The sequence below is a fragment of the Paractinoplanes pyxinae genome (assembly GCF_026626335.1).
GTDB classification, from domain to species: Bacteria; Actinomycetota; Actinomycetes; order Mycobacteriales; family Micromonosporaceae; genus Actinoplanes; species Actinoplanes pyxinae.
The window spans coordinates 511,105-532,022 of the sequence record NZ_JAPNTZ010000007.1 but is presented as its reverse complement, the minus strand read 5'-3'; the positions used below and the strand labels follow the sequence as shown (position 1 = coordinate 532,022).

Sequence of the window (20,918 nt, the reverse complement as noted above, 5' to 3'; positions counted from 1 at the left end):
TGCGACCTCCCACCGTGCGAACTTCGAAGCGTCTGTGAGAGTAGTCGGTCACTGCCAGCGTCGGGGACCCTGTGGACAGTGACGGGCGATGATCTATCGGGGGAGGGCCGACGCCTTCCAGGAGCTCGGGGCCATCGATGGGCGTGACGATCGGGCCCAGTGGGAGGCCGGCCTCTGAACTGGTTCGGGATCCAGCGAAGTGGATGCTGCCACCAGCACCGTGACCAGCGCGGCCAGCTCGATGTCGGTCGGCTCGCCGCGGACGACGCTGACCAGCGGTTCCGTATTCATCGACCGAGCGTACGACCTTGTGGGGAAGATCCGGTGACACGCATCCCACACTCGGCTGATCGATTCGCTGTCGCTCGACATGACCGGGTATTTTCTCCGTGATGTCTTCCTCTCCCCCGCTCGTAGTCGCTGACCGTTACCGGCTTGTCGCGCCGCTCGGTCAGGGCGGGATGGGTCGTGTCTGGCGGGCCACCGATGTCGTCCTGCACCGTGAGGTCGCCATCAAAGAGCTGGTTCCGCCGCCCGGCCTGACCGCGGCCGAGCGGCAAGAGATGCGGGAGAGGTCGCTGCGCGAGGCGCGCGCGATCGCCCGGCTCAACAACATCAACGTGGTTCGCGTGTTCGACGTGCTGCGCACCGACGCCGACCCGTGGATCGTCATGGAGTACGTGCCGTCCCGCTCGCTGCAGGACACGCTGGCCGCCGACGGGCCGTTCAGCCCGGTCCGCGCGGCCGAGATCGGTCTGGGCGTGCTGAACGCACTGCGGGCCGCTCACCGCGCCGGCGTGGTGCACCGCGACGTCAAGCCGGGCAACGTGCTGATCGGCGCCGAGGGCCGGGTCGTGCTGACCGACTTCGGTCTGGCCACCGTTCCGGGCGACCCCAACGTCACGCGTACGGGTCTCGTCTTAGGTTCTCCGGCCTACATCGCGCCCGAGCGGGCCCGTGACGGTTCCGCCGGTCCGGCCGCCGACCTGTGGTCGCTCGGGGCCACGCTGTACGCCGCGGTCGAGGGCGCTTCACCGTTCGCCCGCCCGTCGGCGATCGCCACCTTGGCCGCGTTGGCCACCGAGAATCCGCCGCCCGCGCGCAACGCCGGCCCCATGAAGCCCGTGCTCAACGGCCTGCTCCGCAAGGACCCGACACACCGCATCAACGCCGAGGAGGCGGAGCGCCTGCTGCTGCGGGCGGCCGGTCGCCGGTCGAAGCTGAGCTTCCCGATGAGCCCGACCATGCGCCGCCCGGGTGTCGGCCGCGACCGTGCGGCGCTGACCGGTGGCACCGCCTCGACTCCGGTGGTGCCCGGTCCTCGTCCGCCCGTGGCTCGTCCAGCAACCCCTCCCGGCCGTACGCCGGTCACGCCGAGCCAGGGCCGGGCGCCCGCTACGCCGCCGCAGCCGCCGGTCAATCCGGGTCGCCCGGGCGCCGGCGAGGGCCGTCCGCATTTCGCACCGGGCAAGGCTCCGGTGGGCCGCCCTGCTGCCGAGACCCCGACCCGCGTCGACACTCCCAAGGTTGACGCCCCGCGCCTCGACGCCACCCGCGTCGACGGACCCAAGCTGGATGCCACCCGCGTCGACGGTCCTCCGGTTCGCGACGACAAAACCACCTTCCTTGGTACGGGTTCTGGTGCGCCCGATGCGGCCCGGCCCGGCCCGCATGCGAGCGGCGGCCTTTCCCGTACGTCTCGAGGGGCGCAGTCCGGCTTCACGGCCGCCGACGTCGCCGCCAACCGCCGCAAGAAGGCGGCTCCGGAACACGAGAAGTCCCTGTCCGACGCGACCAGCCTGATCCCGCGCGTGAAGTCCGACGCGCCCACCGAGGAGCAGCGGGCGGTCGACCCGACCACCAGGATCGCGATCCCGCCCAAGGAAACCGCGCCCAGGCAGGCCAAGCCGTCGACCACCGCTCCCGTCGACAAGACGACCAGGATCCCCGCACCGGTCGACCCGACCACCAAGATCACGCCGCCGGCCACCAAGACGCCGCCGGTCACTCCGGTCGACAAGACCAACACGCCGCCGGTCGCCCCGATCAACAAGACCAAGACGCCGCCGGTCGCCCCGATCGACAAGACGACGAAGATCTCGGACGCCCCGGTCGACAGGACGACGAAGATCTCCGAGCCCGTGGCCCCGGTCGACAAGACCACCAAGATCTCGGACGCACCCGTCGACAAGACGACCAAGATCGCGGAGCCGAAGCCGGCGAACAAGCCGGGGGCGAAGCCGGCCGAGAAGGTCGAGCCCGCGACCGCCAAGGCCCAGGACACCAAGACTGATAAGCCGGCCGCCGCCGAGACCGAGAAGCCCGTTGTCGCCGCCGCGACCTCACTCACCAGTCCTGCGGAAAGCGCCCCGGCCGCCGGAGACGCCGAGAACGCCCCGAGCAGTGCCGAGAACGTCCCGGCCGAGCAGGACGCGAAGACCACGGCGGCCGAGCTCGACGCGAAGTCCACGCCGGCCGAGCTCGACGCGAAGTCCACGCCGGCCGAGCTCGACGCGAAGTCCACGCCGGCCGAGCTCGACGCGAAGTCCACTCCGGGCGAGCAGGACGCGAAGTCCACTCCGGCCGAGCAAGACGCGAAGTCCACCTCAGCCGAGGGCGACGCCAAGACCACCCCGGCCGAAGGCGACGCCAAGAGCGGGTCGGCCAAGGACGCTCCGGCCGTCGACCAAGCGAACACCACCCCGGCCGAAGCCGACGCCAAGAGCGCCCCGGGCAAGGACGCTCCGGCCGCCGGCCGGGCGAAAACCACGCCGGTCGAAGGCGATGCCGGGAGCTCGCCGACCAGCGCGGGCGCCAAGACGGATCGGGCCGTCGAAAAGGCGGAGAGCACTCCCGCCAAGGAAGACGCCAAGGCCGAGAGCACCCCGAACGCAAAGGCTGACGAGCCGCCCGCAGCCGAGAAGGCCGATGAGAGCGACGCAGCGAAGATCGCCGGCGCGGAGAGCAAAGACAGCGCCGCGGCGCCCGCCGCCGCCGTCGACCGCGTGAGCACCGACGTGCCGCATGCGCCTCCCCGCCGTACGCGCAATGAAGTGCCCCCAGCGACCGACCGCAGCACCACACCGGTAGGCCCCGGCCACGACGACCCCGAGCCGATGAGCCCCGCCCCCGCGTTCAACCGCTCGTCCCGCCCCGCCTGGACCCCCATGCCGGTGCGGCAGTCACCCGGCGTCACGGTGTTCGGCACCCGCTTGACCTACGGACAGGCCGCGGTCGGCGGTGGCGTCGTACTGCTCATCATCGTGCTGGTGGTGGTGCTGATCGGCGTCCTGGGCAGCGAGGACGGCGGCGACGACAACCAGACCCAGCAGGGCGCGATCGCTCCCACCGCTTCGGCTGGCGGCACTTCACAACAGCCTGCGGCTGGCGGTGCGACGACCTCGACCCCGTCGCCCAAGCCGACGACAACCGCGCCGCCGTCCAGCCCGGCCGGGCTCGCCCTGCCCTCGACCTGGCGGATCTATTCGGACGGCTCCGGCTACAAGGTGCCGCTGCCCAAGAGCGCCTCGATCAGGCAGTCCGGCAGCGAGACCCAGATCCGCTGGAACAACCGCTACCTGCTGATCGACCAGACCGACGATCCCAAGCCGGACGCGCTGGCCGACTGGAAGCAGCAGGAGCGGGACCGCGCCAACCGCGACTACCGGGACTACGAAAAGGTCAAGCTCGTTCCGGTCAGCAACTACTTCAAGCAGGCCGCAGACTGGGAGTTCTACTACACGACCAGCACCGGCAACGCCCAGCACGCGGTGAAGCGCAACATCATCGTCAGCGACAGCCAGGCGTACTCGATCTCATGGTACGTCTCACCCGACGACTGGGCCGCCTCGCAGGCCGATTTGAAGCGCGTTTACCAGTGGTTTCAGCCCAAAAAGTAAATCCGGTGAGTGATGACGCGAGTGAATGGGTAATTCACTTCGCATCACGATCGGAGGTACGACATGATCTGCCGACGGCACGGCAGGAAGCCCACGATGGCTCTGTGGATGCTCGTGGCCCTCGCTGACCTGGCCATTCTCGCCGCTGCGGCGGGCGCCCTGGTCACGATCTCGGTCGTTGCGGCGCTCGCGGTGCTGGCCGGTGGCGTGGTCGTCGCCCGGCAGCTCGGCGCGAAGCGCCCCGCCCCGGTGCCCGCCCGTTCCGTGACCCGCCGCCGCGCGTGACTGAGCGTCACGCTTAGCTCGATCGGATACAGTTCCGCGCTGTGTCGATCGAGAGTATGACTGACTTCTGGGACAAGCTGCTCGGTGCTCAACCGGACCCACCCGGTCTGCTCGTGCTGCTCACCGCCCTGGCCGGCTTGCTGGCGGTGGCCTTCCGCCCGGTCTGGCGGGTCGCCCGCAACGCCGTCACGATCGCCCACGAGGGTGGTCATGCTCTGTTCGCCCTGCTCACCGGGCGTCGGCTGCGGGGCATCCGGCTCGAGTTCGACACGTCCGGCCTGACCCTGTCGTCGGGCCGCCCGACCGGTCCCGGCATGATGCTGACCCTGCTGGGCGGCTACATCGCGCCGTCTCTGGTCGGTCTGCTGGGCGCCTGGCTGCTCGGCGGCAACCGCATCACGCTGCTGTTGTGGCTGGCCGTGGTGCTTCTGCTGCTCATGCTGATCAACATCCGGAACGTCTTCGGCGTGCTCTCGCTGGTCGTCACCGGCGCGATCGTCTTCGCCGTTTCCTGGTACGCGTCGCCGCAGGTGCAGGCCGCTTTCGCGTACGCCGGGGTGTGGTTCCTGCTGTTCGGCGGCATCCGCCCCGTCTTCGAGCTGCAGAGTCTGCGCCGCCGCGGCCGCATGCCCGAGTCCGACGCCGACCAGCTGGCCCACGTCTCGCACGTGCCCGCGATCTTCTGGGTCGGCGTCTTCCTGGTGGTGAACCTGGCCGCCCTGGTCGTCGGCGCTTTCCTGCTGGCCGGCCAGTGGCTTCCCGCCGCCACCTCCTGATCTTGAATTTCGAGGCCGCCCATCCCTAACCCCCTCCCGCCTCGGGGACTGGGTGGGGACGTTACGCGGGTGTCAAGCTGACCGGGCTCGGTTGTCCACAGGTGACGGCGGTGGAAAGCGGAGTCGTCCACAGGTGCGAGTGCGATGAGCCGCATTCACGGAACGCTCTTTTAAGGTCATCCGCTCGCACCAACGGACGATGGGGTGGCTGCACCAGCGGCGATAGCTTCCGGGCATGGAGGGTCCGGGGCTGGCGTGGACGACGGCGGTGATCGCCTTTGTGGCGGCCGTGCCGCTGTGGAAGATCACCACGCATGCCATCACGATCGCCCATGAGGGTGGGCACGCCATGTTCGGCTCGCTCACCGGGCTTTTTGTCAAGAAGATCCGGGTGGATCGGGGCGGTGCCGGCGCGACCGGCTTCCGGCAGGAGAAGTGGTCGTTCTTCCAGACCCTGGCTGCGGGCCTGGCCGGCTACCTCGGTCCGTCGATCTTCGGGCTGGCCGGGGCGTGGATGCTGGTGCGTGGCATCAGCCCGCGGTCGATCCTGCTCATGACTCTGGTGCTGATGGCCATGCTGCTGGTCATGGTGCGCAACGTCTTCGGGTTCATCGCCGTGCCGTTGACCATTGCGCTCATTTGGACGGTCGCGATGCGGGCCGCCGAGAACATCCAGCTCGTGTTCACGTACATCTGGATCTGGTTTCTGCTCATGGGCGGCACCCGGCAGATACCGGAGCTCTATGGCAACTGGAAGAACGGCGGCGAGGCGGACACGCAGCACCTGTCCAAGGCGACCGGCCTCTCGGACGCGTTCTTCGTCGCGTTCTTCTGGCTGGGTTCGATGGTCGCCCTGGTCTACGGCGGTGTGTTGATGCTGCGAAATCCGCTCTAGAGGGGGATGTTGCCGTGCTTCTTCGGCGGCAGAGTCTCGCGCTTCGTGCGTAGGGTGCGCAGTCCGCGGGTGACCTGGGCTCGCGTCTGGGACGGCATGATCACCGCGTCGACGTAGCCTCGCTCGGCCGCGATGTACGGGTTGGCCAGCGTGTCCTCGTACTCCTGGATCAGTTCGGAGCGGCGCCCGGCCGGGTCTTCGGCGGCACCCAGTTCGGCCCGGTAGAGGATGTTGACCGCGCCCTGCGCGCCCATAACGGCGATCTGCGCGGTCGGCCACGCGAAATTCAGGTCGGCCCCGAGGTGCTTGGAGCCCATCACGTCGTACGCGCCGCCGTAGGCCTTGCGGGTGATCACCGTGACCTTGGGGACTGTCGCTTCGGCGTACGCGTAAATCAGTTTCGCACCGCGCCGGATGATCCCGTCCCATTCCTGCGACGTCCCGGGCAGGAATCCCGGCACGTCGACGAAGGTCACCACCGGAATGTTGAAGGCGTCGCACGTACGCACGAATCGGGCCGCCTTTTCCGAGGCCGCGATGTCGAGGGTGCCTGCCAGATGCAACGGCTGATTGGCGACGACACCGACCGGCCGCCCCTCGACCCGGCCGAAGCCGACCACGATGTTCTGCGCGTAGAGCGGCTGCACCTCGAGAAAGTCGTCGACCACCGTTTCGACAACAGTTTTGATGTCGTACGGCTGATTGGCCGAGTCGGGAATCAGGGTGTCCAGGGCGAGGTCGGCCTCACCGGGATCCTCCCCGGAGGAGAGGACGACCGGCTCGTCCAGGTTGTTCGACGGCAGATAGGACAGCAACGCCCGTACGTAATCAATCGCGTCGTCCTCGTCGGAGGCCAGATAGTGCGCGTTGCCACTGCGGCTGTTGTGGGTGCGCGCGCCGCCCAGCTCTTCCATGCCGACCTCTTCGCCGGTCACCGTCTTGATCACGTCGGGGCCGGTGATGAACATGTGCGAGGTCTGGTCGACCATGACGGTGAAGTCGGTGATCGCGGGGGAGTAGACCGCGCCGCCCGCGCACGGGCCCATGATCAGCGAGATCTGCGGGATGACCCCGCTGGCCCGGACGTTGCGGAAGAAGATGTCGGCGTAGAGGCCGAGCGCGACCACGCCCTCCTGGATGCGGGCGCCGCCGGAGTCGTTGATACCGATGATCGGGCAGCCGATCTTCATGGCCAGGTCGAGCACCTTGACGATCTTCTCGCCGAAGACCTCGCCCAGTGAGCCGCCGAAGACCGTGAAGTCTTGCGAGAAGACGCAGACCTGCCGGCCGTCGACGGTGCCGTATCCGGTGACCACGCCGTCGCCGTACGGGCGGTTCTTGTCGAGCCCGAAGTTGGTCGACCGGTGCCGGGCCAGCTCGTCGAGTTCGACGAACGAGCCCTCGTCGAGCAGCATCTCGATGCGTTCGCGGGCCGTCTTCTTGCCCCGCGCGTGCTGCTTCTCGACCGCGCGGGCCGAGCCGGCGTGCACAGCTTCGTCGGTGCGCCGGGCGAGGTCGGCGAGCTTGCCCGCCGTGGTGTGGATGTCGGTCACTGTGACTTTCCTGCGCTCTCCACGGGCGGCGGTGTACTGATCGGTAATGATCGTAGTGCGCTAGCAGGTGTCGCGCCGCTACGGTGGCGTTTCGCACTCAATGCCCCATTCGTTACCTGTGTCGTGACCAACTGGATGACCGCGGCCGGGATCGCCCTCATCGCCGGGGGCCTCGCCACGCTGATCTGCTTCCGATCCGTGCTGTTCGGCCGGCGCGACCGGGACGCCGAGCCCGCCGACATCCAGCCCAAGTCCCGCCGGGCTCCGGGCAACCGCCGCCGGAGCCGCGCGCCCGAGCCGTTGATCCCGCCGGCCGAGGAGGATCCGCGCGGCCCGCTGGCGTCGATCGGGCTCCTCGAGGAGAACGACGAGCGTTTCCCGTACGACGACGAGCCGCACCCCGACGAGCCGGAGTTCACCGATCGGGTGCCCCGCCGCGACGAACCCGGCGCCCGCGATTACGCCCCCGACCCCGGCGAGTACGCCCCTGATCCCGGCGAGTACGCCCCCGAGCCGGTCGATTTCGGCCCCGCGCCGGTTGAGTACGCCCCCGAGCCGGCCGAGCTGGTCGGTCTCGAGCTGGTCCCCGACCTGCCGCCCGACGACCCCGAGCCGGCCTACTCCGGCGACCGCTACGGCCACCGCGTGCAGGGCTGGGTCCGCCCCGAGTACCGCCCCGTCCGTGCCGCGCCCCCGTCCGGCGAGTACTGGACGCCCATCCCCGTCGACCTGGATCCCGACCCCGAGCCCTCGGCCAAGGGCTACGGCTGGCCGGCTCCCGTCGAGCGCCTGCCCGCCGTCCCCGACTACGAGCCCGCCACCGGTTTCGACCTGGCCCCGGTCGAGCACGAGCCGACCGAGATCGATTTCGCCCGCCGCAGCGAACAGCGGGTCCGCCTGCCCCGCACCTGGTCGGACCGCAACGACAAGCGCGAGCGGCGCGAGTGGCGTACCGAGAACGAGGCTCTGCCCACCACCCCGCTCTTCGCCGACGACGCGCCACCGGCCCGCCGGCGCCGCCCCCGCCCGCGGCCCCGCCCGTCGGCCGAGCCGTCGGACCGCAGCACCCGGGTGTATGTCAGCCGTCACGCCGCGGAGCCTCCGCCCCGATAGGGACTACGCTCGGCGAATGTCCTCGCCGTTCACCGACCTCGACCGCCCTCCGCTGTCGCCGCGCTCGCTCGACCGGGCCCTGGTGACCCCGGGCAGCCTGTGGTCGCGGGTCGAGGTCGTGGCCCAGACGGCCTCCACGAACGCCGACGTCGCCGCCGCGGCCGCCAAGGGCGAGCCCGAGGGACTGGTCATCGTGGCCGAGCAGCAGACCGCGGGCCGTGGCCGCCGCGATCGGCAGTGGGTCTCACCGGCCCGGGCCGGCCTCACCCTGAGTGTCCTGTTGCGACCGGGCCGGCCCGACCGCGAGCGCGAGTGGCCCACGCTGTCGCCTGCCACGTTCGCCTGGTTGCCGCTGCTGGCCGGGGTCGCCCTGCGCGACGCGGTCGAGCGGGTGGCCGAGGTCGAGGCCGCCCTGAAGTGGCCGAACGACCTGCTCGTGGGCGACCGCAAGTGCGCCGGCATCCTGGCCGAGGTGTCGGGCGACGCAGTCGTGGTGGGCATCGGCCTCAACGTGACCACCCGGGCCGAAGAGCTTCCCGAAACCACCGGCGTGCCCGCCACTTCACTGCGGGTGGCCGGGGCTGCTGTTACCGACCGCGACCCGCTGCTGCGGGCACTACTGCGCGGCTTCGCCTCGTATTACGCGGGCTGGCGTGAGGCGGGCGGCGACGCCGAGATGTCGGGGCTGCTCGCGGCGTACCGCAGGGGTTGCTCGACGATCGGCCAGCAGGTGCGCGTGCTGCTGCCGGCGGGCGAGACGCTGATCGGCGAGGCGACCGAGGTGGACCGGGCCGGCCAATTGGTCGTCCGGACGGCGGACGGCGCCGAGCATCGCGTCTCGGCGGGTGACGTGTTGCACGTACGCTGACCGCGTGGCGTTCCCCACTGAAGTCTTGGCCGAAGAGGAAGAGCTGGTCCTCCACCTGCACCCGCACTGGAAGACGGCCCTGCGCCCCGGCCTGCTCGTGCTGCTGGCCGTGGTCGTGACCGCCGTGGCCTGGGTGATGCTGCCCGGCACCGAGGGCGGCCGCATCGCGTTCCTGGTGGTGGCGGCCATCATGCTCTATCAGGGCGTCCGGTACGGGGTGGCGCCGCTGGTGATCTGGCGGTGCACCCACTACGTGCTGACCGACGAGCGGATCCTGCTGCAGGACGGCGTGATCGCCCGGGAGCGGCGGGACCTGCCGCTCAACCGCGTCAACGACCACGTGGTGACCCAGTCGGTGCTCGACCGGCTGTTCGGCACGGGCACCCTCAAGGTCGACTCGATCGGCGAGCAGGCCGCGGTGCTGACCGCCGTGCCGCGCGCTCAGCAGGTGCAGACGCTGCTCTATGAGCTGATCGAGCAGGACCGGGTGCTACGGCCGGATGAAGACCAGGAAGAGGATGCGCCCGAGGTTCCCGTACAGCGGAAAGGTCTGTTCAGGAAGCAGCGCGGCTAGGCTCGTCCTCGGTGCTCAGCTCGGCCAGGCCGGCCACCGCGTCCAGCTCGGCCAGGTCGCCCTCGTGCCCGTCGACCGGCGGCTTGAGGAAGACGAAGGTGCGGTAGGCCCAGAACCGGAACACCGTGGCGAAGACGATGCCGGCCGCCGTGACGGCCATGAAGGCGTGCGCGTCGTTCGCCTCGGTCAGCCCGAAGCCGTACTTGCCGATGGCGATCGCCCCGGACTGGATGACCATGCCGATCAGGTTGAAGCCGAAGAAGAGCGTGTACTCCCGCCGCAGCGCGGTGCGGCTGTGGTTGCGATAGGTCCAGTACCGGTTCGCGATGTACGCCAGCGTGGTCGTCACGACGGTGGCGATCACGCTGGCCTTCACGGCGCCGATGGGCAGCGCGACCCACGTGATCACCAGGTACAGCAGCGTGTTTCCGGCGCCGATGACGCCGAACGCCAGGACTTCAGGGGCAAGACGGCGTACGTGTTCCGTCAGCGCACGAGCTGAGGGCATTGGTCAACCTTACGGGAGAGTGGGCGGTTACGCCGTGTCACGAATGGGGGAAGGCGGCGGGGAGGCGCCGGCCGGCCTGTTCTCCTGTCGTGGCGGCGTGCCCGGCGGGGTCGTGGCCGGGAAGACGAACCGGCGGTACGACCAGAAGCGGAACAGCGAGCCGGCCGCGGTGCCGACCAGCTGGCCCGAGATGTTGTCCGCGAGCTGGGTCTGGAAGACGGGTGAGAGCTGTCCGAGACCGTAGTGGCTGATGGCCAGGCAGGCGAGCCCGATACCCAGGCCTATGGCGTTGAGCACGAAGAAGACCGTGTACTGCCGGGCCATGTTGGTGTGGGCACGGTCACGCCACGTCCAGAACCGGTTGCCGGCGAACGCGAAGGTGGTCGCGATCACCGTCGAGATGGTCTTGGCGATCAGCGTCTCGAAGCCGGCCTGCAGCAGCACGTTGAAGATCGCCACGTCGATGGCGAACGAGATGCCGCCGACGGTGCCGAACTTGCCGAGCTCGCGAATCAGTGCCCGGATCCGGGAACGCCAGCCGGACGGCTGCGTCGACGAGGATTCGGGCACGGTCCCGAGAGTACCGGCGGTAGTCACGGGCCGCTGTTTTCGTTGGCGAGTCTTAACCGCTGGATCTCGCATGGTGACGCTGCCGGTACGGAGGGTGGATCTCGCTGATCTCGGCAATCTCGTCCACTCTCTTCCGGCACTCGGCGCACCACCCCAGATGGGCGCGCATCCGGTGGCCGTCGCGCGGGGCGAGCCGCCCGCGCAGGTGGACGCCGAGCCGGTCGCCCGCCCACCGGCACTCCGGGTGGTCGGCGGTCGTCACATGTTGCTGCAGGTAGAGGCTGCGCAGCCCCTCCCGGGCGCGGTGGGCCAGCACGGCCACCGCGTTGGGGGTCATGCCCAGCATCCCGGCCACCTCGGCCGGGCTGTTCCCTTCAACGGCGGTCTGCCACAGCACGTCACGCCAGCGCTCGGGCAGCTGGCGGAACGCGGCCGCGGCGTACGTGCGCTCCAGCCGGTCGAGCGCCGGGTCGACGTAGGGCTGGCCCTCGTCGTACCGGGTCAGATCGTCGGTGAACTCGAGCCGCCGGTCGCGCTGGGCGCGGTGATAGCAGACGTGCCGCATGGTCGTGTTCAGGTAGGCCCGGAACGCCACGAGGGGTCCGCGGCCGGCCCGCAGCGAGGCGAACACCTTGGCGAAGGTCTCGGCGACCAGGTCGTCGACGTCGGCCGGGTCGTTGGTCAGGCCCCACGCCAGCTGACGGGCGGCCGCGCGGTGGCGTTCGTAGAGCGTCCCGTACGCCGCGGTGTCTCCGGCTCGGACGGCGGCCAGCAGCTCGGTGTCCGGCGTCATTCCTGCCTCCTGCGGCGGGAGTAAGAGGAAAGCCCGATGCGGCCCAGCTTAGGCGGTTACGTCCGTTTTGCGAAAGTCGACTTTCGGCTGGGCGTGCCCGGCCGTTGCGCGGAGTTGCGCTCTTCGGTGAAGGATCGATCGCGTACGAGCATCGACACCGAGGATTGTGCGGTTATCCACAGCAACGGCCGATGAACTCACAGTGTCGGCGGCTTAGGCTGAGCCATCTCATTGGTCAGCGCCGACCGAAGGAGCACTGGTTTGAAGAAGCATGCCCGCCTCGCCGCTTGGATCGACGAAGTAGCGGCCTTGACCACCCCCGACCGCATCGTCTGGTGCGACGGCTCCGACCAGGAATGGGCCGCGATCACCGACGAGCTGGTCGCGTCGGGGGCGCTGGTCCGCCTCGACCCCGCGAAGAAGCCCAACTCGTTCTGGGCCCGCACCGACCCGAACGACGTGGCCCGGGTCGAGGAGCGCACGTTCATCTGCTCGGCCGACGAGGCCGATGCCGGTCCCACCAACAACTGGATGGACCCGGCTCGGATGAAGTCGACGATGACCGAGCTGTACCGGGGCTGCATGCGCGGCCGCACGATGTACGTGGTGCCGTTCTGCATGGGACCGCTCGACGCCGAGCAGCCGATGTTCGGCGTGGAACTCACCGACAGCCCGTATGTCGTGGCCAGCATGCGCATCATGACCCGGATGGGCTCGGCCGTGCTCGAGGCGATGGGCGCCGACGCCGACTTCGTGCCGGCCCTGCACTCGGTGGGCGCCCCGCTCGAACCGGGCCAGGCCGACGTGGCCTGGCCGTGCAACGAGACCAAGTACATCTCGCATTTTCCCGAGACCCGCGAGATCTGGTCGTTCGGTTCCGGGTACGGCGGCAACTCGCTGCTCGGCAAGAAGTGCTACGCGCTGCGGATCGCCAGCGTGGCCGCTCGCGACGAGGGCTGGCTGGCCGAGCACATGCTGATCATGAAGCTGACCTCGCCCGAGGGGCAGGTCCGCTACATCGCCGGCGCCTTCCCGTCGGCCTGCGGCAAGACCAACCTGGCGATGCTCGAACCGACCCTGCCCGGCTGGAAGGTCGAGACGGTCGGCGACGACATCGCCTGGATGCGTTTCGGCGAGGACGGCCGGCTGTGGGCCACCAACCCCGAGTACGGACTGTTCGGCGTCGCGCCCGGCACCGACTTCCACACCAACCCCAACGCGATGCGCACGCTGGCCCGCGGCAACTCGGTCTTCACCAACGTGGCCCTGACCGACGACGGGGACATCTGGTGGGAAGGCATGGGCACGCCGCCCGACCACCTCGTGTCGTGGAAGGGCGAGGACTGGACGCCCGACTCGGACGCCCCGTCGAGCCACCCCAACAGCCGTTTCTGTACGCCCATCGAGCAGTGCCCGATCCTGGCCGACGAATATCACGACCCCCGCGGCGTGCCCATCGACGCGATCCTGTTCGGCGGCCGCCGCAAGACGACGGTGCCGCTGGTGGCCGAGGCGCGCGACTGGGTGCACGGCGTCTACCTCGGCGCCACGCTTTCCAGCGAGACCACGGCGGCCGCGGTCGGCCAGGTCGGGGTGGTGCGCCGCGACCCGATGGCGATGCTGCCGTTCATCGGCTACCACGCCGGCGACTACTTCCGGCACTGGATCGACATGGCCAAGGGCGCACCGGGCGACGCCGCTCAACTGCCGAAGATCTTCTACGTCAACTGGTTCCGCCGCGACGAGGACGGCGGGTTCCTGTGGCCCGGCTTCGGCGAGAACAGCCGCGTCCTCAAGTGGATCGTCGAACGGCTGGACGGCCGGGGCGAGGCGGTCGAGACGGCGATCGGGCACGTGCCGACGGTGGCGGCCATCGACCGTACGGGCCTGGACCTGGACGACGCCGCCTTGGAAGCCGCCCTGCGGGTCGACCGCGACGAGTGGCTGGCCGAGATCCCGCAGGTCACCGAGTGGTTCGAAAAGTTCGGCGACAAACTGCCGGCCGTGCTGTGGGCCGAGCTGGACGCGCTGAAGGCCCGCCTGGCCTGAAGTTCACGCGCATCGGGTATGACCCGGTGGTGACGATCGAAGCGGAGCGGCGGCCACGCGTGCTGAGCGCGCTGACCGCCCTCCTGCTGGCCACCGCGGCCGCCACCGTCGTGGTCGAGGTGCTGAACTACTGGTACGCCCCGGAGCACGGCTTCGGCTTGGCGGTGCGCACGGGTTGGGCGTTGCTGCGTACGTTGGGCTGGCTCTTGCTCGTCCGGCAGGTCCGCCGCGACCGCGCAGTCGCCCGCCCACTGGGCCTCATCCTGGCCGTGACCACGGTGTTCGCCGTCGGCCGCCTGATAGTGCCGCGCTCCGGCCTGCCCCCGCTACCTGGCGTGGCCGGCTTCGTCGTGCTGCTCATCCTGTGCGTGGCCGTGGTCGCGCTGCTCTACCGCCACCCGGTCGTTCGCGCCCATCTGGTGCGGCACCCGAACCGCCTGGTGTTCACCCGCGACGGCCTGCGCATGCAGGAAGCCACCCCACGCCGAGCCCCCGTGACCGGCTGGCTGCTGACGGCCCGCATCGCGGCCTTCACCTACAGCCCCCTGATGCTCGTGCCCTGCCTGATCTCGTTCGGCCAGCTGCGCGACCGTCCGGAGTGGTCGCTCGCCGTCCTGTTCTGGCTGTTCACCGGCATCGGCGTCAGCTACGCCGTCCTGCTCGGCACGTTCTTCCTGCTCCGCGGCAAGGCCGGCGCGCGGCGCTACATGGCCTGGCTCACCGTCTTCGTCCTGGCCTGGGACCTACCCCTCTGCTACTTCCTGCTGGGCGCAGACGGCCTGATCCGCGACGGCGCCCCACTAGTGGCAGCCGCAGCCCTCACCCTGTACGCGCTGCATCGAGCCGCAAAGTCATAGCCCGCTCGAACACACCCGGGTAGCCAGGATGCGGTTGCCGCTCGTCAGTCATCTGAAAGCCGTGACGCCGATAAAGGCGCTCGGCTGCCACGTTGCCCTCGGCCACCCAGAGGGCGACACGCTGATGGCCTTGCGCGGCGGCCCAGTCCAGAACCTCCCCGACCAGCAGGTCACCGATCCCGCGGCCGCGCCATTCCGGATGCACCCACATGCTGTAGAGCTCCACCGCCGGCTGATGCTCGGCCTTCCAGGCACCGACCATCCCCGCCCCACCCTCAACCACAACCTGCAGCTGAGAGGCAGGCCGAATCCAGTCCCGCCAACGAGCCTCGGTGTAGTCCCCCTCCTCCGCCAACGACGAGGCAAACGCGTCCGGCGAGTCCGAGAGGGCAGCCAGCCGCATGTCCCGCCAGCACTCCCAGTCATCAGGTTCAAGACGCCGCAGACGCATCCGCCAATCCTTTCCATGGAGTGCGACCGACGCTAGAAACCCCACCGAGGCGGCGCAATCGATATTGGTGGCGCTGTCCTGGCCGCCGCAGGAGACGGCGGACTGCCCGGCTGGTATGCATCGCGGCCGGGCGAGCGGCTCGCAGCGCAGGCCGCTGCCGCGTCACGTTGCCGCCGCCCATGCGCAATGAGTGTCCGGCGCCACCGACACCCGGTCTTACGGTTGAGATCCCGACCAGCCGGCGCGACTGGCTGGCACCCATATCTTGCGTCACGAGAGCGAACTAGGCCCCGCGCTGCCCCGGCCAGCCGAGCCGGCTGTGGACAACTCGGCTCGACGCGCAGGTGTCTCGAGCGAGCTCGGCGCCGGGCTGTGGACAACCCGGGCCGAGGTTTCTTGAAATGCGTAACGTTGATCCCACATGCCCTTTGGCGGGGTGATTTCAAGGGGTCGTTGCAACGCCATTGGTGGTCATGAGTTCGGCAGCGGCGTCACAGCCGAGGTTTGCGGGTCCGCCGTTGAGATCGGCCGCGGCAGCACTTGGACGTTCACGGATGTGTGCGGTCAGGTGGTGTCTGTTGGAAAGTACTGACGCAGCAGCCCGTCGGTGTTCTCGTCGTCGCGGCGTTGCCAGGGCGAGTGCGGCATCGAACTTAGAGGGCCCGATAGATCGTTTCGTGGGATACGTGCGGCTGGCTTCGCTTGGGGAGTCACGGCAGGATCGCTGTAACGGGCGATCTCCCGACTGACCGTCGACGGTGAACGGCCCAGATCGGCCGGATGAACGACGGCCCGGCGCCCTCACGCAACCGGTCAGCGATCACGACCCGGTCGTCTTGTGACAGATGCCGTAGCGAGGCCGCCACGGCCTTCGCGGCTACTGCCTCAGGTTGCCGCTGCAAGCCACGCGTAACAGGCGGTTAGGCGCGCCCGTGCGCCACCGATACCCGGTCTTACGGTCGATCCCGACCAGCCGGCGCGATTGGCTTGCACCCATTCCTGGCGTCACCACAGCGAAATAGGCCTCGTGCTGCGAAACCAGCCGAGCCGGCTGTGGACAACTCGTCTCGAGACATAGTGCCGCGGACTTGCTCGGCGCCGGGCTGTGGACAACTCGGGCCGGTGTTCTTGACAAGGCGTAACGTCCACCCCACATGCCCCTTGGCGGGAGGGGGTTAGGGATGGGCCGACGGATGAAGAACGATCTTGCGCGAGTTTGACGTTGCGGTTATCGGGGCGGGGCCTGCGGGGGCGGCGGCGGCCTTGGCGGCCTGCCGAGGCGGGGCGCGCGTTCTGCTGCTCGATCGGGCCGACTTCCCGCGCGACAAAGTGTGCGGTGACGGGATCGCGGCCGAGGCCATCTCCGTCCTACGTGGACTTAGCGTTGAGAACATCACCGACGGTTATCCAGCGATTGAGCGCCTGCGGCTGGTCGGCCCGGGCGGGTCGGCGGTGGCTCGGCCGCTTCCGCGGGCGGCGCACACCATTCCTCGGCGGGTGTTCGACGAGCGGCTGGTGCGGGCAGCTGTCGCGGCCGGGGCGGAACTGCGCCGACACACCGTACGGGCGGTGAGAGCGACCGAAGCGGGCATCACGATCGACGGGCACTACCGAGCGCAGGTGATCATCGGGGCCGACGGCGCCGGGTCGGTGGTTCGGCGGGCGCTCGGGTTCGCGGTGAATCCGCCGGGGCATCTGGCTGTCGCGATTCGCGGGTACGCGCCCACGACCAACACGGACGAGCAGGTCATCGTGACGACGAAGGCGCGCTGGCCCGCGTACGCGTGGGAATTTCCGCTGGGTGACGGCACCGCGAACGTCGGGTACGGCGAGGTTCTGCGGGGTGAGCCGCTGTCCCGGGCGTATCTGCTCGAACGCCTGGACGCGCTGCTGCCTGGTCGCGAGACGACCGGGGTGCGCGGGCACCACCTGCCGTTGTCGACTCACCGGCCGCCGCCGGCTCGCGGGCGCGTGTTGCTCGCCGGGGACGCGCTGTCGTTGATCAACCCGTTCACCGGGGAGGGCATTTTTTATGCCGTTCTTTCCGGGGCGCTGGCGGGCGAGGCCGCGGCCGCCGGTCCCGTCCGGGTGGCCGAACGGTACGGGCGTGCTCTTCGCCACCGGCTCGGCCGGCACCTGCGGCACTCGGGCTTCGCGGCCCTGCTCACCCGGCAGTCGCGCGTGGTCGACGCGGCGGTGGCGGCGGCTGCCCGAGATGCGGAGGTCTTCGACCGGATGGTGGACCTGGGCCTCGGTGACGGGGTTTTCGACCTCCGCACGATCGGTCGCATCGCCTCCCGGTTGGGTCAGCGTCACCCGGCCGCCCCTTGAGTCGCTACCGAACAGGGCTAGGGTTTCAAGCGATGAGTCTGCGGTCGTTGATTTCCACTCCGTTCTACCGCGTGTACGAACGTCGGCTGGCCGGCAAGCTGGCCGGCAAACCCGTGCCGCGGCACGTCGGCGTCATGTGCGACGGCAACCGCCGGTGGGCCCGCGAGATGGGTTTCGTCGACCCCAACGACGGTCACCGTGTCGGCGCGGCCCGGGTCAAAGAGCTGCTGACCTGGTGCGACCAGGCCGGCATCAAGCACGTCACGCTCTATCTGCTGGCCACCGACAACCTGCAGCGGCCGGCCGCCGAGCTCGACCCGCTGGTGAAGATCATCGAGGATCTGGCCACCGAGCTGGCCGAGGACGGCAACCCATGGCGCCTGCGCATGGTGGGCGCGCTCGACGTGCTGCCCGCCGCCACCGCGGCCACCCTGAAGGCCGCGCAAGAGAAGACGCGCGACCGCACGATCGGCGTCGAGGTCAACATGGCCGTCGGCTACGGCGGGCGGCGTGAGATCACCGATGCCGTGCGTTCGCTGCTGCACGAGCAGGCGGCCAACGGGCGCACCATCGAAGAGATGGCCGAGATCCTCGACGTCGAGCACATCGCCGAGCACCTTTACACCCGCGGGCAACCCGATCCCGACCTGGTCATCCGCACAAGTGGGGAGCAGCGGTTGTCGGGCTTCCTGCTGTGGCAGTCGGCGCACTCGGAGTTCTATTTCCACGACGCCAACTGGCCGGATTTCCGGCGCATCGACTTCCTGCGGGCGCTGCGGTCGTACGGCAACCGGCAGCGCCGCTACGGCGCCTGACCGGGCGCTGCGGTCGTAGAGGCAACACGCAGCGCCGCTACGGCGCCTGAACCGCTAGAACTTCCGCAGGCCCTCGTTGAGGAAGGCCGCGACCGCATCCGGCGAGTCGAGGGTGAGGTCGGCCGCGCTGGACACCTCGGCCCCCGTCTCGGGATTGGCCACGGCCACGGCGACCCCGAAGAACGACGGGTCGACGGCCTCGCGGGCGCGCAGCGCGTCGAACGCCTTGATGTCGGACATGTCGTCGCCGAAATACCAGGCGCACCCGGCGTTGCGGACGCCCTCGGTGATGACCATGCCCTTGTCCTGGTCGACGGGGGGCTTGAGCTCGACCACCATGCGGCCTGCCTGGACCCGCAGGCCCAGCTTCTCGGCCTGTTCGTGACCCCAGCGCTCGACCACTGGCGCCTCGTGCGGGGCGGTGCGGTAGTGCAGGGCCACAGAGAGGCGCTTGTACTCGACCAGGATCGACCCGGGCAGCTCGGCCTTGGCCCGCTCGGCCAGCTCGGCCATGGCGGGCACCCAGGGCTCGGCGGCCGGGTTGGTCACAACCTCGCCCTCGTGCCACACCTCGAGGCCGTACAAGCCGTAGAGGTCGACCCGCTCGAGCGACGAGAACCGGGAGCGCAGGAAGCTGACCGGGCGGGCCGACACGATCGCGACGCGCTGGACCACCTCGGCCAGGCGCTCGAGGGTGCCGAGGACGGCCGGCGCGGGCTGGGACGCGTCGGGGTCGTCGGTGACGGGTGAGAGCACACCGTCGAAGTCGAAGAAGAAGGTGGTCGCCGACGCGTGGCCGGCGGTGAACGCCCACGCCTCGTCGATGCTCGGCGGATGGGTCGGACGCGGAGTCTGTGCCACGGGGTCAGATTACCCGCCTGAGGTGACGTTTCATGCCGGAGAAATTTGCCTGGACGTCGTCCGTCACCCGTTTTTGCGTACTACCGCGCAGCGCAGTTGACCGCTAGCGTTTGAGTCATGGCACGGGGTCATCCCGAGCCAGCCGGCCGGCCCGGACCTGCGACAAGTGCGCCACGGGGCCCCGCAATCCGACCCCGTGCATGAGAGACGGGCGCCGGAGGTGGCGGACCGCGGGCGTACCGGGTTGCACGCCCGCCGCTGGAGCAGGCCTGTGACATCTCGCCGATCAGACGCCGACGTCGCCCGCGACTCGGCCGCCGAAGTCTCTCCCAGCACAGCGCGTACCGGGCGCAAGTCCCGGGACAGGCACGCTGACGCGGAACCGGCCCCTGAGGGCCGTGTTTTCGTTCTGGACACTTCGGTCCTGCTGTCCGACCCGGCGGCGTTCCGCCGCTTCACCGATCACGAGGTGGTCATTCCCCTCGTGGTCATCAGCGAGTTGGAGGGCAAGCGTCACCACCCCGAGCTCGGGTGGTTCGCGCGGCAGTCGCTGCGGTTCCTGGACGAATTGCGGATCAAGTACGGCCGGCTCGACCAGCCTGTGCTCTGCAACGACGAGGGCGGCACGCTGCGCGTCGAGCTCAACCACGCCGACCAGAGCGTGCTGCCGCAGGGCTTCCGCAACGACTCGAACGACACCCGGATCCTCTCGGTGGCCCTCGGGCTCGCCGCCGAGGGCCGTGAGGTAACTCTGGTCAGCAAGGACATGCCGCTGCGGGTCAAGGCGGCATCGGTCGGCATCACCGCCGACGAGTACCGTCACGGTCAGGCCAGCGACCCGACGTGGACCGGCATGGCCGATCTCAAGCTCGGCGAGGACGAGGTCAACGCGCTCTACAGCGGCGACGAGCTCGAGCTGGAAGAGGTCGACCACCTGCCCTGTCACACGGGCCTCGTCGTTCACTCGCCGCGCGGGTCGGCGCTGGGCCGGGTCAACCCCGACAAGACCGTACGACTGGTACGCGGTGACCGTGAGGCATTCGGGCTGCGTGGCCGGTCGGCCGAGCAGCGGGTCGCCCTGGACCTGCTGCTGGACGAGTCGATCGGCATCGTCTCGCTCGGCGGCCGGGCCGGCACCGGCAAGTCGGCGCTCGCGCTGTGCGCGGGACTCGAAGCCACAATGGAGCGCAACCGCCACAAAAAGGTCATCGTGTTCCGTCCGCTGTACGCCGTCGGTGGCCAGGAGCTCGGCTATCTGCCCGGCACCGAGAACGAGAAGATGTCGCCCTGGGCACAGGCCGTCTTCGACACACTGGGCGCCGTCGTGCACGCCAATGTGGTCGAAGAGGTGATGGCGCGCGGGATGCTCGAGGTGCTTCCGCTGACCCACATCCGAGGCCGCAGCCTGCACGACGCCTTCGTGATCGTCGACGAGGCGCAGTCGCTGGAACGCAACGTGCTGCTCACTGTGCTCTCGCGTATCGGCCAGGGCTCGCGCGTGGTGCTCACGCACGACGTGGCTCAGCGCGACAACCTGCGCGTCGGCCGGCACGACGGCGTCACGGCGGTGATCGAGGCGCTCAAGGGCCACCCGATCTTCGCGCACGTCACGCTGACCCGTTCCGAGCGGTCGCCGATCGCTGAAGTGGTCACCGATCTGCTGGAGGAAATTCCACTCTGAGTAGTGGGGGGAATCCGTGCCGTGAGCGCGGATTCCCCT

The 20,918-nt window shown here is 69.5% G+C and carries 19 protein-coding genes; 12 read left to right on the top strand and 7 right to left on the bottom strand.

Annotated elements, in window-relative coordinates; genetic code table 11:
• Window positions 1-93: 93 nt before the first annotated feature.
• Window positions 94-291, bottom strand: coding sequence for an acyl-CoA carboxylase subunit epsilon (locus OWR29_RS22545; RefSeq protein WP_267565054.1), 198 nt, complete (start codon window positions 289-291; stop codon window positions 94-96).
• A gap of 101 nt (window positions 292-392) precedes the next feature.
• Here OWR29_RS22545 and OWR29_RS48300 point away from each other — a divergent pair, with 101 nt between their 5' ends.
• The 4 genes from OWR29_RS48300 to OWR29_RS22525 all read left to right on the top strand — a co-directional run bounded on the left by OWR29_RS48300 (window position 393) and on the right by OWR29_RS22525 (window position 5,855).
• A complete protein-coding gene (locus OWR29_RS48300; RefSeq protein WP_438872639.1) occupies window positions 393-3,899 on the top strand; it encodes a serine/threonine-protein kinase in 3,507 nt (1,168 codons plus the stop codon).
• 96 nt (window positions 3,900-3,995) lie between these two features.
• Complete coding sequence (locus OWR29_RS22535) at window positions 3,996-4,184, top strand: hypothetical protein (protein ID WP_267565053.1); 189 nt, start codon at window positions 3,996-3,998, stop codon at window positions 4,182-4,184.
• Window positions 4,185-4,240: 56 nt separating this feature from the next.
• Complete coding sequence (locus OWR29_RS22530; protein ID WP_267565135.1) at window positions 4,241-4,960, top strand: M50 family metallopeptidase; 720 nt, start codon at window positions 4,241-4,243, stop codon at window positions 4,958-4,960.
• 235 nt (window positions 4,961-5,195) lie between these two features.
• The gene (locus OWR29_RS22525) at window positions 5,196-5,855 is read left to right on the top strand and encodes a M50 family metallopeptidase (RefSeq protein ID WP_267565051.1); all 660 of its coding nucleotides are present in this window, start codon (window positions 5,196-5,198) and stop codon (window positions 5,853-5,855) included.
• On the opposite strand, the gene OWR29_RS22520 is transcribed toward OWR29_RS22525, so the two are convergent.
• A complete protein-coding gene (locus OWR29_RS22520; RefSeq protein WP_267565050.1) occupies window positions 5,852-7,408 on the bottom strand; it encodes an acyl-CoA carboxylase subunit beta in 1,557 nt (518 codons plus the stop codon). The two genes, OWR29_RS22525 and OWR29_RS22520, sit on opposite strands and share 4 nt — an antisense overlap.
• Before the next feature lie 123 nt (window positions 7,409-7,531).
• Here OWR29_RS22520 and OWR29_RS22515 point away from each other — a divergent pair, with 123 nt between their 5' ends.
• From OWR29_RS22515 to OWR29_RS22505, 3 genes are read left to right on the top strand one after another with little or no spacing between them, the layout of a single operon-like run.
• Window positions 7,532-8,521 (top strand): hypothetical protein, encoded by a 990-nt coding sequence (locus OWR29_RS22515; protein WP_267565049.1) that lies wholly within the window; start codon window positions 7,532-7,534, stop codon window positions 8,519-8,521.
• A gap of 16 nt (window positions 8,522-8,537) precedes the next feature.
• Window positions 8,538-9,389: a biotin--[acetyl-CoA-carboxylase] ligase gene (locus OWR29_RS22510; protein WP_267565048.1), complete on the top strand. Its 852-nt coding sequence runs from the start codon at window positions 8,538-8,540 to the stop codon at window positions 9,387-9,389.
• 4 nt (window positions 9,390-9,393) lie between these two features.
• Window positions 9,394-9,963: a PH domain-containing protein gene (locus OWR29_RS22505; RefSeq protein ID WP_267565046.1), complete on the top strand. Its 570-nt coding sequence runs from the start codon at window positions 9,394-9,396 to the stop codon at window positions 9,961-9,963.
• Here the strand turns inward: OWR29_RS22505 and OWR29_RS22500 are convergent.
• Genes OWR29_RS22500 through OWR29_RS22490 form a run of 3 tightly spaced genes read right to left on the bottom strand, consistent with a single transcriptional unit; the run spans window position 9,944 to window position 11,834 of the window.
• Entirely contained in the window at window positions 9,944-10,471 is a 528-nt protein-coding gene (locus OWR29_RS22500) for a GtrA family protein (RefSeq protein ID WP_267565045.1), read from the bottom strand. The two genes, OWR29_RS22505 and OWR29_RS22500, sit on opposite strands and share 20 nt — an antisense overlap.
• Before the next feature lie 27 nt (window positions 10,472-10,498).
• A complete protein-coding gene (locus OWR29_RS22495) occupies window positions 10,499-11,041 on the bottom strand; it encodes a GtrA family protein (RefSeq protein ID WP_438872638.1) in 543 nt (180 codons plus the stop codon).
• A gap of 52 nt (window positions 11,042-11,093) precedes the next feature.
• A complete protein-coding gene (locus OWR29_RS22490; RefSeq protein ID WP_267565043.1) occupies window positions 11,094-11,834 on the bottom strand; it encodes a sigma-70 family RNA polymerase sigma factor in 741 nt (246 codons plus the stop codon).
• Window positions 11,835-12,059: 225 nt separating this feature from the next.
• Here OWR29_RS22490 and OWR29_RS22485 point away from each other — a divergent pair, with 225 nt between their 5' ends.
• Window positions 12,060-13,883: a phosphoenolpyruvate carboxykinase (GTP) gene (locus tag OWR29_RS22485; protein ID WP_267565134.1), complete on the top strand. Its 1,824-nt coding sequence runs from the start codon at window positions 12,060-12,062 to the stop codon at window positions 13,881-13,883.
• A 29-nt stretch (window positions 13,884-13,912) separates the two neighbouring features.
• Complete coding sequence (locus OWR29_RS22480) at window positions 13,913-14,740, top strand: hypothetical protein (protein ID WP_267565042.1); 828 nt, start codon at window positions 13,913-13,915, stop codon at window positions 14,738-14,740.
• Here OWR29_RS22480 and OWR29_RS22475 read toward each other — a convergent pair.
• A complete protein-coding gene (locus OWR29_RS22475) occupies window positions 14,703-15,191 on the bottom strand; it encodes a GNAT family N-acetyltransferase (protein ID WP_267565041.1) in 489 nt (162 codons plus the stop codon). The two genes, OWR29_RS22480 and OWR29_RS22475, sit on opposite strands and share 38 nt — an antisense overlap.
• Window positions 15,192-16,394: 1,203 nt before the next feature.
• On the opposite strand from OWR29_RS22475, the gene OWR29_RS22465 reads away from it, so the two are divergent.
• The gene (locus OWR29_RS22465; RefSeq protein WP_438872642.1) at window positions 16,395-17,522 is read left to right on the top strand and encodes an NAD(P)/FAD-dependent oxidoreductase; all 1,128 of its coding nucleotides are present in this window, start codon (window positions 16,395-16,397) and stop codon (window positions 17,520-17,522) included.
• 32 nt (window positions 17,523-17,554) lie between these two features.
• Window positions 17,555-18,337 (top strand): isoprenyl transferase, encoded by a 783-nt coding sequence (locus tag OWR29_RS22460; RefSeq protein WP_267565039.1) that lies wholly within the window; start codon window positions 17,555-17,557, stop codon window positions 18,335-18,337.
• 54 nt (window positions 18,338-18,391) lie between these two features.
• Here the strand turns inward: OWR29_RS22460 and otsB are convergent, their stop codons facing one another.
• Window positions 18,392-19,198, bottom strand: coding sequence for a trehalose-phosphatase (gene otsB / locus OWR29_RS22455; RefSeq protein WP_267565038.1), 807 nt, complete (start codon window positions 19,196-19,198; stop codon window positions 18,392-18,394).
• A 271-nt stretch (window positions 19,199-19,469) separates the two neighbouring features.
• Here otsB and phoH2 point away from each other — a divergent pair, with 271 nt between their 5' ends.
• A complete protein-coding gene (gene phoH2 / locus OWR29_RS22450) occupies window positions 19,470-20,879 on the top strand; it encodes an RNA 5'-3' helicase PhoH2 (protein ID WP_267565037.1) in 1,410 nt (469 codons plus the stop codon).
• Window positions 20,880-20,918 lie beyond the last annotated feature (39 nt).